Origin of the sequence: Bordetella genomosp. 8, assembly GCF_002119685.1 — a bacterium.
Classification (GTDB): domain Bacteria; phylum Pseudomonadota; class Gammaproteobacteria; order Burkholderiales; family Burkholderiaceae_B; genus Bordetella_C.
The window spans coordinates 3,147,104-3,159,869 of sequence record NZ_CP021108.1 but is presented as its reverse complement, the minus strand read 5'-3'; the positions used below and the strand labels follow the sequence as shown (position 1 = coordinate 3,159,869).

General features: G+C 67.2%; 13 protein-coding genes and 1 pseudogene. 5 read left to right on the top strand and 9 right to left on the bottom strand.

Annotation, left to right across the window (positions count from 1 at the left end; genetic code table 11):
* Positions 1 to 78: 78 nt before the first annotated feature.
* The 4 genes from CAL12_RS14375 to CAL12_RS14360 are packed head-to-tail and all read left to right on the top strand — an operon-like array spanning position 79 to position 4,127.
* On the top strand, positions 79 to 1,578 hold the full coding sequence (locus CAL12_RS14375) for a sensor histidine kinase (RefSeq protein WP_086065068.1): 1,500 nt from the start codon (positions 79 to 81) through the stop codon (positions 1,576 to 1,578).
* Positions 1,575 to 1,988, top strand: a complete 414-nt coding sequence (locus CAL12_RS14370; RefSeq protein ID WP_086065067.1) for a response regulator — start codon at positions 1,575 to 1,577, stop codon at positions 1,986 to 1,988. The genes CAL12_RS14375 and CAL12_RS14370 overlap by 4 nt, the downstream gene beginning before the upstream one ends.
* Before the next feature lie 26 nt (positions 1,989 to 2,014).
* On the top strand, positions 2,015 to 3,496 hold the full coding sequence (locus CAL12_RS14365) for a hybrid sensor histidine kinase/response regulator (protein ID WP_086065066.1): 1,482 nt from the start codon (positions 2,015 to 2,017) through the stop codon (positions 3,494 to 3,496).
* A complete protein-coding gene (locus CAL12_RS14360) occupies positions 3,486 to 4,127 on the top strand; it encodes a response regulator (RefSeq protein ID WP_086065065.1) in 642 nt (213 codons plus the stop codon). Before CAL12_RS14365 ends, CAL12_RS14360 begins: the two co-directional genes overlap by 11 nt.
* Positions 4,128 to 4,172: 45 nt before the next feature.
* On the opposite strand, the gene CAL12_RS14355 is transcribed toward CAL12_RS14360, so the two are convergent.
* From CAL12_RS14355 to CAL12_RS14315, 9 genes and pseudogenes are all read right to left on the bottom strand, one after another.
* Positions 4,173 to 4,457, bottom strand: coding sequence for a hypothetical protein (locus CAL12_RS14355; protein ID WP_420042724.1), 285 nt, complete (start codon positions 4,455 to 4,457; stop codon positions 4,173 to 4,175).
* 22 nt (positions 4,458 to 4,479) lie between these two features.
* Positions 4,480 to 5,877 (bottom strand): annotated as a pseudogene (gene ccoG / locus CAL12_RS14350) (cytochrome c oxidase accessory protein CcoG); the annotation flags it as partial.
* A complete protein-coding gene (gene ccoP, locus CAL12_RS14345; RefSeq protein WP_086065063.1) occupies positions 5,856 to 6,917 on the bottom strand; it encodes a cytochrome-c oxidase, cbb3-type subunit III in 1,062 nt (353 codons plus the stop codon). The gene ccoP and the pseudogene ccoG, both read right to left, overlap by 22 nt.
* Positions 6,910 to 7,086 carry a cbb3-type cytochrome oxidase subunit 3 gene (locus CAL12_RS14340; protein ID WP_086065062.1) on the bottom strand — a complete coding sequence of 59 codons (177 nt, stop codon included), beginning with the start codon at positions 7,084 to 7,086 and terminating at the stop codon, positions 6,910 to 6,912. Before CAL12_RS14340 ends, ccoP begins: the two co-directional genes overlap by 8 nt.
* Positions 7,087 to 7,088: 2 nt before the next feature.
* Complete coding sequence (gene ccoO, locus CAL12_RS14335) at positions 7,089 to 7,748, bottom strand: cytochrome-c oxidase, cbb3-type subunit II (protein WP_086065061.1); 660 nt, start codon at positions 7,746 to 7,748, stop codon at positions 7,089 to 7,091.
* A 10-nt stretch (positions 7,749 to 7,758) separates the two neighbouring features.
* The gene (gene ccoN, locus CAL12_RS14330; protein ID WP_232464903.1) at positions 7,759 to 9,243 is read right to left on the bottom strand and encodes a cytochrome-c oxidase, cbb3-type subunit I; all 1,485 of its coding nucleotides are present in this window, start codon (positions 9,241 to 9,243) and stop codon (positions 7,759 to 7,761) included.
* A 132-nt stretch (positions 9,244 to 9,375) separates the two neighbouring features.
* Entirely contained in the window at positions 9,376 to 9,513 is a 138-nt protein-coding gene (gene ccoS, locus CAL12_RS14325) for a cbb3-type cytochrome oxidase assembly protein CcoS (RefSeq protein ID WP_086065060.1), read from the bottom strand.
* On the bottom strand, positions 9,510 to 10,565 hold the full coding sequence (locus tag CAL12_RS14320) for a hypothetical protein (protein WP_232464507.1): 1,056 nt from the start codon (positions 10,563 to 10,565) through the stop codon (positions 9,510 to 9,512). Before CAL12_RS14320 ends, ccoS begins: the two co-directional genes overlap by 4 nt.
* 90 nt (positions 10,566 to 10,655) lie before the next feature.
* Positions 10,656 to 11,825 carry a Gfo/Idh/MocA family protein gene (locus tag CAL12_RS14315; RefSeq protein ID WP_157792990.1) on the bottom strand — a complete coding sequence of 390 codons (1,170 nt, stop codon included), beginning with the start codon at positions 11,823 to 11,825 and terminating at the stop codon, positions 10,656 to 10,658.
* On the opposite strand from CAL12_RS14315, the gene CAL12_RS14310 reads away from it, so the two are divergent.
* A complete protein-coding gene (locus CAL12_RS14310) occupies positions 11,793 to 12,743 on the top strand; it encodes a LysR family transcriptional regulator (RefSeq protein WP_198298244.1) in 951 nt (316 codons plus the stop codon). The two genes, CAL12_RS14315 and CAL12_RS14310, sit on opposite strands and share 33 nt — an antisense overlap.
* The last annotated feature ends 23 nt before the right edge of the window (positions 12,744 to 12,766 follow it).

Below are 12,766 nucleotides of genomic sequence, written 5' to 3'. Positions count from 1 at the left end.
GGCGCATCCGTCGACGGTGCCGCCCGGGGGCGTTTGATTTCGTTCAACCAACCCTCCCGGCAGTCCCGACGCCATCGCATGAAAGACCACCTGCTGGAAAGCCAGACCCTGGACTGGCTCATACGATCGGCCAAGGAAGCCATCGTCATCACCGACGCGCAAGGCCGTATCCTGATCGGCAACAGCGCCACGGCACGATTGTTCGGGCATCCTGTCGACGGACTCGGCGGCGTGCGGCTGAACGATATCCTGCCCGACGTCACCCTGGGCGAGCGCGTTGGCGACGGCGACCCGGCGGCCGGCGACCCGGCCGAGGTCCTCGAAGTGGCCGGCCGTCGCGCCGACGGCAGCACGCTGCCGGTGGAAATCTGCATCTCGCCGCTGGCCACGCACTGGGGCCTGAAGCTGCACATGATCAGCATCCGCGACATCCGTGCGCGCAAACAGGCGGAACAGGCGGTGCGGGACAACGAAGCACGCCTGCGCGCGGTATTCGATACCGCCGTGGACGCCATCGTCACCATCGACGAGCAGGGCCGCATCGAACGCTTCAATCCGGCCGCTGTGCGGGTATTCGGCTACACCGAGGATGAAGTGATGGGTCGCAACGTGTCCATGCTGATGCCCAGCCCGTACCGGGAGATGCACGACCGCTACCTGGACAACTACCTGGACACGGGTGAAAAGAAAATCATCGGCATCGGCCGCGAAGTGCTGGGCATGCGCAAGGGCGGCGCCGTGTTCCCGATGGACCTGGCGGTGGCCGAAATGCGGGTGGGGGATCGTCGCATGTTCACCGGCATGGTCCGCGACATCACCGAACGCAAGCGCGCGGAGGCACGCTACGCCGAACTGCTGCGCGAAGTCACCAGCGCCAACGAGGAGCTGACCAACTTCGCCTACATCGTCTCGCACGACCTGAAGGCGCCGCTGCGCGGCATCAGCTCGCTGGCCAACTGGCTGGTGGAAGACTACGCGGACAGGCTCGACGACGAAGGTCGCGAACATCTGCGCCTGCTGGTGGGCCGCGTCCATCGCATGAGCGGCCTGATCGATGGCATACTCGAGTACTCGCGCATCGGCCGCATCAAGGAGGCCCGTGTGTCGGTGGATCTGGATGTCCTGGTGCGCGAAATCGTCGATCTGCTGGCCCCACCGCCGCATATCGAGGTGCGCGTGGAAGACCCGCTGCCGGTCGTCCATGCCGACCGCACCCGGATGCAGCAGCTCTTCCAGAATTTGCTTTCAAATGCAATCAAATACATGGACAAGCCGGAGGGCGTCGTCCGCATCAGCTGCGAGCCTGCCGGCGAGCGGTGGCGTTTCGCCGTGGCGGACAACGGCCCGGGCATCGAAGAACGCCATCATGAACGGATTTTCCAGCTGTTCCAGACCCTGGCGCCGCGTGACCGCATCGAAAGCACTGGCGTCGGCTTGACCTTGGTCAAGAAAATCGTCGAAATGTACGGCTCCGAGATCTACGTACAATCCGTCCTCGGCGCCGGGACCACATTCTCGTTCACCCTTCCTATCCTGGATGCGAACCCGACGCCGGCCGAACCGGAAATGCCCTCATGAAAACCACGACGAGTCCCATACTGCTGGTCGAAGACGATACGGTCGACGCCATGACCGTCAAGCGGGCGCTCAAGGAAATCAATGTCGCGAACCCGCTGGTGCGCCGGGAAAATGGCGAAGAAGCCATCGAATACCTGCGTGACGCGGGCAACGAGCGCCCTTGCATCATCCTGCTGGACTTGAACATGCCCGTGATGAACGGCATCGAGTTCCTGCACGTCATCAAGGCCGACGAGCAGCTGCGGCGTCTGCCGGTCATCGTGCTGACCACATCGGAAGAGCAGCAGGACAAGATCAACAGCTTCAACATGAGCGTGGCCGGCTACATCGCCAAGCCGGTGGACTACCGGCAGTTCGTCGGCGTGATGCGATCCATCGATCTTTACTGGACCATCAGTGAACTGCCGTAGCCGGCGCGGACGATAGCAGGGCCGATATGGGCAAGCCACGCATCCGTATCCTGCTGGTGGAAGACGATGTGGTCGACCGCATCGCCTGCCGTCGCGCGCTGGCGGCGGATCAGAGCCATCAGTTCGACATCGTCGAGACCGAAACCGCGCAGGACGCGCTGCAGCGCCTGCGTTCGGAAGACTTCGACGCCGTCCTGCTGGATTACCGCCTGCCGGACCAGACCGGACTGGAGTTCCTGGCCGCGCTGGCCGATGGCGCCGGTGAGGTTCCGATCCCGGTGCTGGCGCTGACAGGCGAGGAAAGCGCGACCGTCGCCGTGGAGATGATGCGCCATGGCGCGCGCGACTACCTGTATAAGGACCAGGACCGCCATTACCTGCCGGCCTTGCCGGCCGCCATCGAACGGATGCTGCGCGGGCAGCGCCTGCTCGAGGACAAGCGCCAGGCCGAGGCCATGTTCCGCACGCTGGTGGAACAGACGCAGGCCATCACCTACGTGCGCGAACTCGGCGCGGAGGGCGCGTACCGCTACGTCAGCCCGCAGGTGCGCACGCTGGGCTACACCGCCGAGGAATGGCTGGCGGACCCGAGCCTGCGCCTGTCCGCCATCCATCCTTCCGACCGGGCGCGTGCCGTGGCGGCGATCGCCGGCAACCTGGCCCAGGGCACGCCCATGCGGCTGGAATACCGCCTGACGGGCAGGGACGGCCGCGAGCGCTGGTTCCGCGACGAGGCCGAGGTCGTGCGCGACCCGGCCGGCCGCAAGCTGTTCCTGCAAGGCATCCTGATCGACATCACCCAGGACAAGCTGGCCGAGGAAACCTTGCGGCAGTCGCGCGAGGCGCTGCGGCGGCTGGCGGCGCACCAGGAAAGCATCAAGGAAAGCGAGCGCAAGCGCATCGCGCAGGAAATCCACGACGAACTGGGCGCCCTGTTGACGGGAATCAAGGCCCACGTGTCGGTATCGGCCGAACGCATCGCCCAGGCCGGCGGCACGCCCGATCCGCTGCTGGTGGAAGCCGCCAGGCTGACGGAAGAGGCGATCCAGGCGGTGCGCCGCGTGATCAATGACTTGCGTCCCAGCGTGCTGGACCAGCTGGGCGTGTGGGAAGCCATCGCCTGGCACGTCAGCCAGGTCGAGAACCGCTTCGGCCTGGTATGCGATTGCATCATCGCGCCATCGGCATCGGTGACCGAGGTCGACGCCGACCGCAGCATCATGTTGTTCCGCATCGTGCAGGAATCCCTGACCAACGTTGTCCGACACGCGGACGCGTCGCTGGTTTCCGTGCATGCCGCGGTCAAGGACGGCGTGGTGCTGCTGGAGATCTGCGACGATGGCAAGGGCTTCGCCGACGAGCCGCCGGCGGAGGGCCACTCCTGGGGCATCCAGGGAATGCAGGAACGTACCCGCCATTTCGGCGGCCAGTTGACGGTGTCGAGCACGGCGGGGCGCGGCACGCGCGTGGCCCTGCGATTACCCCTGGCGGATAACGATGGCCGGTGAACATATCAAGGTCCTGCTGGTCGACGACCATACCGTCGTGCGCAACGGCGTGCGGCTGATGCTCAGCTCGGCCGCCGATATCCAGGTCGCCGGCGAAGCGGAAAACGCCAGGCAGGCGCTTGAACGCGTCAAGGAACAGGAATTTGACGTCGCGCTGATCGATATCGCCATGCCGGGCAAGAACGGCCTGGACCTGTTGCAATCGCTGCGCGCCGAACGGCCCGGGTTGGCGGTGCTGGTGTTGAGCACCTATGCCGAGGATATCTACGCCGTGCGCGCCCTGAAGCTGGGGGCCGCCGGTTACCTGACCAAGGACAGCCCCACCACGACCCTGATCGAAGCGGTGCGCAAGGCCGCGGCCGGCGGCAAGTACGTCAGTCCGTCGCTGATGGAGCGGTTCGCCATCATGATGGCGGGCGGCAGCGCGGCCACGCATGAGACCCTGTCCAACCGCGAGCTCGAAGTCCTGAAAATGATCGCCAAGGGCGAGAGCCTGGCGCGCATCGCCGAAGTCCTGCACCTGAGCCCCAAGACGGTCACCACCTACCGTGCGCGCATCCTGGAAAAAATGGGCGTGCGCAGCAATGCCGAACTGGCGCGCTACGCCGCCGAGAATGGCCTGCTGATGTAGCGCGGGCTGGCGGCGCGGACAGGTGATACGGATTCTTGATGTGGACTACCGCGCCGCCGGCGGCCTGGCGGTCGCCGGCGGCGTCTTGGTGACGACCAGCCCCTGCCGCGTCGCGCCTTCGGTGATCGGCGTGTCGACGTAGCGGTTGGCCGCCAGGTACATCGTGACCGTGCAGCCCACCAGGGCGATCGCGGGTCCCGCCATCAGGATCCAGGGCCAGGGCTCGCGGTACCAGGGGCGGGCAGGTGCGGCGGCGGTGGCCTCCGCCTTGTCCACCGCCTTGGCCATTGCCTGGTGCACCGCGAGGCCCATTGCGTCATCCGTTTTCATTTCCCCTCCCAAGGCAGGCCCGCTAGCGCGGAATGAAAAAACTGGCCGGTTCGTCCGCGCGCACGACCGATCCGTCGGGCGCGGTACCGGCCGCGTGTATGACGATGCGATGCGCGCCGGGCTCGGCGCCGGTACCCGGCGCACGGGCCACCGCCGCGATCATCTTGTTGTCCAGGGCGTCGACGTGGACGCTGGCCGTGCCATCCGGCGCCGTGACCACGATGCCTTGCATCCCGTCGGCGGACAAGGCCACCTGCAAGGGCAGGTTGGACGTATTGATGAATTGCAGGCGATACACGTTTTCCACCAGGCCGCCGGCCACCTCGCGGCCCAGTACGCCGCGGTCGCGGATCACGTCCATGCGCAAGGGCTGGCGCAGCCACAGCGCGCCCGCCAGTGCCAGCACCAGGGCGGCGAGCAGCGTGCCGTACACGGCGGTGCGGGGGCGCAACAGGCGCCGCAGGGCCGCGCCGCGCGATATGCCTTCCGTCATCACGCGTTCCGACGCATAGCGGATCAGGCCGGGCGCATAGTGCATTTTCTTCATGACGTCGCCGCAGGCATCCACGCAGGCGCCGCAGCCTATGCACATGTATTGCAGGCCGTCGCGGATGTCGATGCCGGTGGGGCACACCTGCACGCACCATCCGCAATCCACGCAGTCGCCCAGGCCGTGCGCGCGGGCATCGACGTGCCGCGAACGTCCGCCGCGCGGATCGCCACGGCCTCGGTCATACGCCACCACCAGCGTATCGCGGTCCACCATCACGCTCTGGAAGCGGGCGTAGGGGCACATGTACTTGCATACCGATACGCGCAGGAAGCCCGCGTTGCCCCAGGTCGCCAGGCTGTAGAACACGATCCAGAACCACTGCCAGGGCCCCAGCTGCAGCGTGAACAGGTCGTGCGCCAGTTGGCGGATGGGCGCGAAGTAGCCGATGAAAGTGCTGCCGGTCCACCAGGCGATCGCCAGCCACAGCAGGTGCTTGCAGGCCTTGAGCCGCAGCTTGCGCGCCGACCAGGGCGCCTGGTCCAGCCGCTGCCGGGCCGACCGGTCGCCTTCGATCCGGCGTTCGATCCAGGCGAAGATCTCCGAATAGACGGTCTGCGGACAGGCGTAGCCGCAGAACAGCCGGCCCGCGAGGGCGGTGAACAGGAACAGGCCCACGGCGCTGATCAACAGAAGGATGGCCAGATAGACCATGTCCTGCGGCCATAGCACCATGCCGAACAGGTAGAAGCGCCGCGCCCCCAGATCGAACAGCACCGCCTGCCGGCCGTCCCATTGCAGCCAGGGCAGCCCGTAGAACAGGGCCTGGGTCAGGAACACGAGGGCGACGCGCCAGCGCGCGAAGGTGCCCGTGACGGCACGGGCGTAGATCCTGGCGTCGACCGCCGTCATGGCTTGCCCGACGCCGGGGCGCGGGCAAGGTCGCCGGCGTTACCGGCAGCCGGGGCCGCGTCGACGCCACTGGCGTTTCCATTGGACTGCCGCCATACCCAGGCCGTCAGGATGCGGATCTGCGCAGGCGTCAGCACGCCTTCCTGCGCCGGCATGCGGCTGTCGCGGCCGTTCAGGATGGTGGCCTCGATGGTGCGCTGCGAACTGCCGTACAGCCAGACGTCGTCGGTCAGGTTGGGCGCGCCCAGCGCCTGGTTGCCCTTGGCATCGACGCCGTGGCAGGCCACGCAATACGTCGCGTAGGCGTCCTTGCCGTTGAAGATCCGCGAACGGTCCACGCCCAGTCCCGACAGCGACCGTACGTAGTCGGCGATGTCGGAGGCGGTGCGGGCGTCTATCGTTCCGCTCCACGCCGGCATGACGCCGTGCCGGCCCTTGGTGATGGTCTGCAGGATGGTCTCAGGCGCGCCGCCATACAGCCAGTCGCCGTCGGTCAGGTTGGGAAAGCCGGGTGCGCCCTTGGCGTCGGAACCGTGGCATTGGGCACAGTTGTTCAGGAACAGGCGCTGGCCGATCTCCAGGGCACTGGTATCGCGCGCGATCTCCGGCACCGGCATGGCCTCGTAGCGTGCGTACAGCGGCCGCGTGGCGGTGTCCTGCGCCTCCTGCTGCCTGCGCACGTCATCGGCGCTGGTATATCCCAGCGTGCCCGCGTAATGGCCCAGGCCGGGAAACAGCAGCAGGTAGCCGACGGCGAACAGGCACATCAGCAGGTACATCACCGTCCACCAGCGCGGCACGGGATTGTTGAGTTCGGTCAGGTCGCCGTCCCACACGTGGCCGGTGTCGGCGGGCTGGTTGGCGTCTTTTGCCGCTGGGCCGCCCCGAGGCAAAAGGGCCCCCTCGGGGGGCAGCAAGCCGGAGGCGCGGCGTGGGGGCGCATTACTCCGGCCCAGCCAGCGGCGCTGGGTGTACAGCAGCCATAGGCACCAGACGATGCCCAGCATGGCGACGATACCGACGAAATAGCCCCAGAAAGGCGTGGTGAAGTCACTCATGGGGACGTCCTTTGCCGGCTTGCGGGGCGTGGAATTCCTCCGGCAGCGCGAAGGGGATCAGCGCGGATGCGTGATTGGCGGGCTGGCGCGCGCGCGACCACGCCCAGGCGATGATGCCCACGAAGGTCGCCATGGAGATGGCGGTGACGATTCCGGTCAGGTAGGCCATGGTTACTTCCCCGTGCCCGGCGCGGGCGCCGGCATGTTCTTGCGGGCGGCCAGGCCCAGCCCCTGAAGGTAGGCGACCAGCGCGTCTTCCTCGGTCTTGCCTTCCAGCGCCCTGGGCGCGTCGGCGATGTCCTGGTCGCTGTACGGCACGCCCAGCTGGCGCAGGGCGCGCATGCGGGCGGCGACGTTCTGTCCGGCCAGCGTGGCCGTGCGCAGCCATGGGTAGGCCGGCATATTCGATTCCGGCACCACGGCGCGCGGATCGCGCAGGTGTTCCCGATGCCAGGCGTCGGAATAGCGTTCGCCCACACGCGCCAGGTCGGGGCCCGTGCGCTTGGATCCCCACAGGAAGGGATGGTCGAACACCGATTCGCCGGCCGTCGAATACGGGCCGTACCGCTGTACTTCGGACTGCAGCATGCGCACCTGCTGCGAGTGGCAGCCGACACAGCCTTCGCGGATATAGACGTCGCGGCCCATCAGGCGCAGCGGGCTGTAGGGCTCGATACCCGCTTCGGCCTCGGTGGTCGAATGCTGGAAGAACAGCGGAATGATCTGCACCAGCCCGGCCATCGACACGACGACGATGGTGGCGATGATCATCAGGCCGATGTTCTTCTCCAGCGTGTGGTGCGAGAAGAAGGATTGCTTACCGGGTGTCATGGTCGGCCTTTCAAGCGGGAGTGGCGGCGACGGCGGGCTCGCCGCGCGGCAGCTCGGCGGGCGTGGCAGCGGCGTCGGGAATGGCGGGATTTACCGGGGAAGCCGAGCGCACCGTCATCCAGGTATTCCAGGCCATGACCAGCACGCCGCCCAGGAACAGCGTCCCGCCCAGCAGCCGGATCAGGTAATACGGCACGCGCGTTTTCAATTCCTCGACGAAGCTGTAGACCAGCGTGCCGTCCGGCGCGGTGGCGCGCCACATCAGGCCCTGCTGCACGCCGGCCGTCCACATCGCGGCGATGTACAGCACCACGCCCAGCGTGGCGACCCAGAAGTGCAGCTCGATGGCGCGCACGCTGTACATGCGGTCCCTGCCGTACAGCCGCGGGATCAGGTAGTAGAGCGAGCCGAAGGTGATCATCGCCACCCAGCCCAGGGCGCCGGAATGCACGTGCCCGATGGTCCAGTCGGTGTAATGCGACAGCGCGTTCACGCTGCGGATCGACATCATCGAACCTTCGAAGGTGGCCATGCCGTAGAAGGACAGGGCGGTCACCAGGAACTTCAGGATGGGGTCGGTGCGCAGCTTGTGCCAGGCGCCCTGCAGGGTCATGATGCCGTTGATCATGCCGCCCCATGACGGCGCCAGCAGGATCAGCGAGAAGGTCATGCCCAGCGACTGCGTCCAGTCCGGCAGCGAGGTATACAGCAGGTGGTGCGGGCCGGCCCACATATAGGTGAAGGCCAGTGCCCAGAAGTGGACGATGGACAGGCGGTAGGAATAGATGGGGCGGCCGGCCTGTTTGGGCACGAAGTAGTACATCATGCCCAGGAAGCTGGTGGTCAGGAAGAAGCCCACCGCGTTATGGCCATACCACCACTGCACCATGGCGTCCTGCACGCCGGCGTAGGCCGAATAGGATTTCCACATCGTCACCGGCAGTTCGACGTTGTTGACGATGTGCAGGATGGCGATGGTCAGGATATAGGCGCCGAAGAACCAGTTGGCGACGTAGATATGGCGGATCCTGCGCTTGACGATGGTGCCGAAGAACACCACGGCGTAGGCCACCCATACCAGGGTGATCAGGATGTCGATGGGCCATTCGAGTTCGGCGTATTCCTTGCTGCTCGTCAGGCCCATGGGCAGTGTGATGGCGGCGGCCACGATGACGGCCTGCCAGCCCCAGAAGGTGAATTCGGCCAGCCAGCCGCAGAACAGCCGCGCCTGGCAGGTGCGCTGGACGACGTAATAGGACGTGGCGAACAGCCCGCAGCCGCCGAAGGCGAAGATCACGGCGTTGGTGTGCAGCGGACGCAGGCGGCCGTAGCTGAGCCAGGCGGTGTCGAAGTTCAGGGATGGCCAGATCAATTGCGCGGCGATCACCACGCCGACGGCCATGCCGACGATGCCCCAGACGATGGTCATCAGGGCGAAGCGCCGCACGACGCCGTAGTTGAAGGTTTCGGCTGTCGCCGCCGGACTGTCCCGCATGGTTTTCTCCCCCTGGTTCGCGATGGCGCCATGATGGTGCAGCGGCATGCGCTGCCGCTTGACATCGATCAAGAGGAATGCGTCCCGATGAGCAGGTGGTGCGTGGAAGGACGCGGCTGTGGCGGGAAAGCGTCATTCGCCATCCGGCAGCTTGCCCGCCGTGGCATCCGTTTCGTCGTATTGGCCGCTGAGTACGGCCCAGGCCAGGAAGCCGCCGATGGCGGCGACGAACAGCAGGGACAGCGGCAGCAAGAGCAGCAGGATGCTCATGAAAGCTTCACCGGGACCTTGGCGTAGGCGTCGTCGCGCGCCGGACCTGGCAAGTCGATCGTGGCGCCGTCGGCTACCGCCGCCCAAGGCGTGGGCGGGGGATCATCGGGCGTCGCGGTTCGTGCGGGCCAGCGCCGGCGCAGGCCCCAGGCATTCAGGGCGACGGCCAGCGACGACGCCAGCATGGTGATCGCCGCCAGCCAGGGCGTGACCCAGCCGAAGGCGGCCAGCGGCATCATCAGCAGGTGGAATGCCGCGCTGCCGTACAGGTTCTGCATGGCCTTGCGCGTGGCCAGGGCCTGGATGGCCTGGATGACCTTGAGGTCGGCGCCCTGGTTATCCGGCAGTCCACCCAGGACGGCGTCCGCGCTGGCCATGACGGACGGCACCGACATCGACATCGCGCAGGGACAGCTGATGACCAGCATGGCGACGGTCACCGGCAGGAAGCGGTCGGCGTCGATCCAGATCCAGGCCACCCCGGTCACGAACGTGGCGGCCAGCTGCAGCGTGCAGAAGAGCGCCGCGCGCCGGTCCGCGTACAGCGTCAGCAGCGAACGCAGGCGCCGCAGGCGATCCTGGCGGCCGGCATGGCGCGATTGCCGGGCGCACAAGGCCAGGTAGCGCGCGGTGAGCAGGAAGGCGACGAACATCGTCACGGAATCGAAGTACACGTTGCCCGCGCCGACGATGGTGGCGTGGACGCTGGGCAGGAAGGCGGCCGCCATGCCGATGGCCACTGGCAAGTCCATCCCGACACGGCCCTGCCACAGCCGCAGGGCGGCGCCGCGCCACAGCGGCCAGGCGGAATAGGCTAGCACCGGCACGGTCAGGACCAGGCTGGTCCAGTTCATCAGGCCGATCGCCCAGTCCAGCGTCGCCAGATTGCCGGCGGCCAGGCCGTCGTGGCGCACATAGGCGGGCCAGGCCAGCATCATGACCTGCATCATCACCAGCCAGGCCAGTCCCAGCCGCAGCAGGGCGTGGCGGCGCGCGCGGCGGGCCGCCGAGGGCAGGCCGGCGGGCAGGGCGAAGATGGAGTATGGACGCATGGCACGCAGGGTATGCCCGACGCCGCGCGCGGGGTTTGATGCAGGTCAATGGCCGGGCTGCTTGCGCGAGCACCAGGCGTCCCGGGCCGATCAGCGCGGCGGCGCATAGCCGACCGTGTGTCCCTGGGCCATGTCCGACAAAGCCCGGGTCAGGCTCAGCGCATGATCGAACGGCGGGGCCCGATGCGTGCCGTCCAGGATATCGTCGCGCAGGGCGGCATAGACGCCCGCCACGTTCACGGCGGACACGGGCAGCACCGACGGCGGCAGCGCGAATTCGTCATCATCCACATACAGCGCAAGCCTCGATGCCTGGAATCCGCGCGGCCCGCCGCCGCGCAACACCATCGTGCCTTTGGTCCCGGTCACTTCGAAAATGAAAGGCCACTCACGCTCTCTCGCGCCGGCGACTTCGATACCGAAGGGCGCGCCGCTCGCGAGCCTCCCGGTGAACAGGGCGTGTTCCGCAACCTCGCGCCGGGCTTGCGAGCCGTCCGGCATGGTGACCACGGGATACAGGGTCGACAACTGCGCGCGCGCTTCCGCGATCGGGCCGAGCAGGGCCTCGACGAGGTCGAACGTGTGGCCGCCATGGATCGTGTACACGTTGACGCCCGAGGCCGGGTCTTCCATATAGGCGGCCTCGTCGACGACGTTGGGGTTGAGGGCGATCGTGGTCGAGACCACGCGCGCGCTGACGACGCGGCCGATGCGTCCGGCCGCGAGCTGCTCGCGCGCGGCTTGCACCGCGGGCGCGAAGCGGGCCTGCAGGCCGATCGCCACGCGCCGGCCGCCGCGCGCCGCATCGTTTGCCGCATCCGCCATGATCGTCGCATCCGCGACATCCGTTCCCAATGGCCACTCGCTGAGGACATGCTTGCCGGCGTCCAGCGCGGCCATCACAAGGCCACGATGCAGGGGCACGCGGACCGAGACCGCGACCACGTCGACGTCCGGCGAACGGACCATCGCCAGGGCGTCGCCGAAGGCGAGCCGGGCGCCAAACGCATGGGCGGCGTCATCGGCGCTGGCCTGGTGACTGGTCGCCACGGCTTCCAAAACCAGGCCTTCGGTGCCTTGGATGGCCGGGACATGGGACTCGCGCGCCCATCCGCCCTTGGCCGATGCGCCGATAAGACCGATGCGAAGGTGATTCGACATTTGGGAATGCTCCGAAAGAGAAGTTCGGATACTGTATTGCTGTTGATATGTCGGAAAAACCTTCATATGACCAAAACAGTCGTGCAAGCGGTGCAGCAATCGGGTGAGGGTGCGGCCTTGGTGGAAATGCTGGCCTTCATCGCCGTGGCCGAGGAACTGTCCTTCACGCGGGCTGGACGCCGGCTCGGCCGTGACGCCACGGTGCTCTCGCGCCGCGTCGCCGCGCTGGAAGCCCGCCTGGGCGTCAAGCTTCTCCGGCGCACGACCCGCGCGGTGTCGCTGACGGAGACCGGACGGACCTATCTCGAGCGTGGCCGCGCCATCGTCGCCGCTCTGGACCATGCGGATCGCGAAGCGGCTGGCCTGTCGAGCGGCGAGCCGTACGGCAACCTGCGGGTTGCCCTCCCAGGCTACTTCGGGCGTCGGTGGGTGTGGCCGATCGCCAGCCGCTTCGCGGCGGATCATCCGCACGTCACGCTGGAGCTGAGGTTCGAGAACCGCTTCGTCGATATGATCGCCGAGCGCTTCGACGTCGCTGTTCGCCTGGGCGATGTCGCCGACGCACGCCTGGTCGCGCGCAAGGTGGCGCCGCGGCCGCGCTTGCTCTGCGCGTCGCCGGAGTATCTGCGTCGACGCGGAGCCCCTGTGCTGCCTGGCGATCTGGAACACCACGCGTGCCTGGTCTTTCCCGACGTGCCGGGACCGAGGTGGGAATTGCGCGACGGCGAGGGCAAGGTCCATCGCGTGAGCGTGAGCGGGCCCGTGCAAAGCGAGGACGTCGAAGCGCTGTTGGCGGCCGCGTGCGACGGTCACGGCATCCTGCTGACGTCGGAATGGGCCGCGGCGGACGCGCTGGTAGATGGGCGGCTGGTGCGGGTCCTGCCAGGCTGGCACACGCCGGATTCGGGCGCCATCCATGTCGTGACGCCGACTTCGCAGGACGAGACGGTGGCCACCCGGGCATTCGTCACCTGCCTGGCGCAGGGTTTGGCCCGACAACCCTGGCTGACGCGCTGACGCTCGAGGTGGCGCCCACGCGC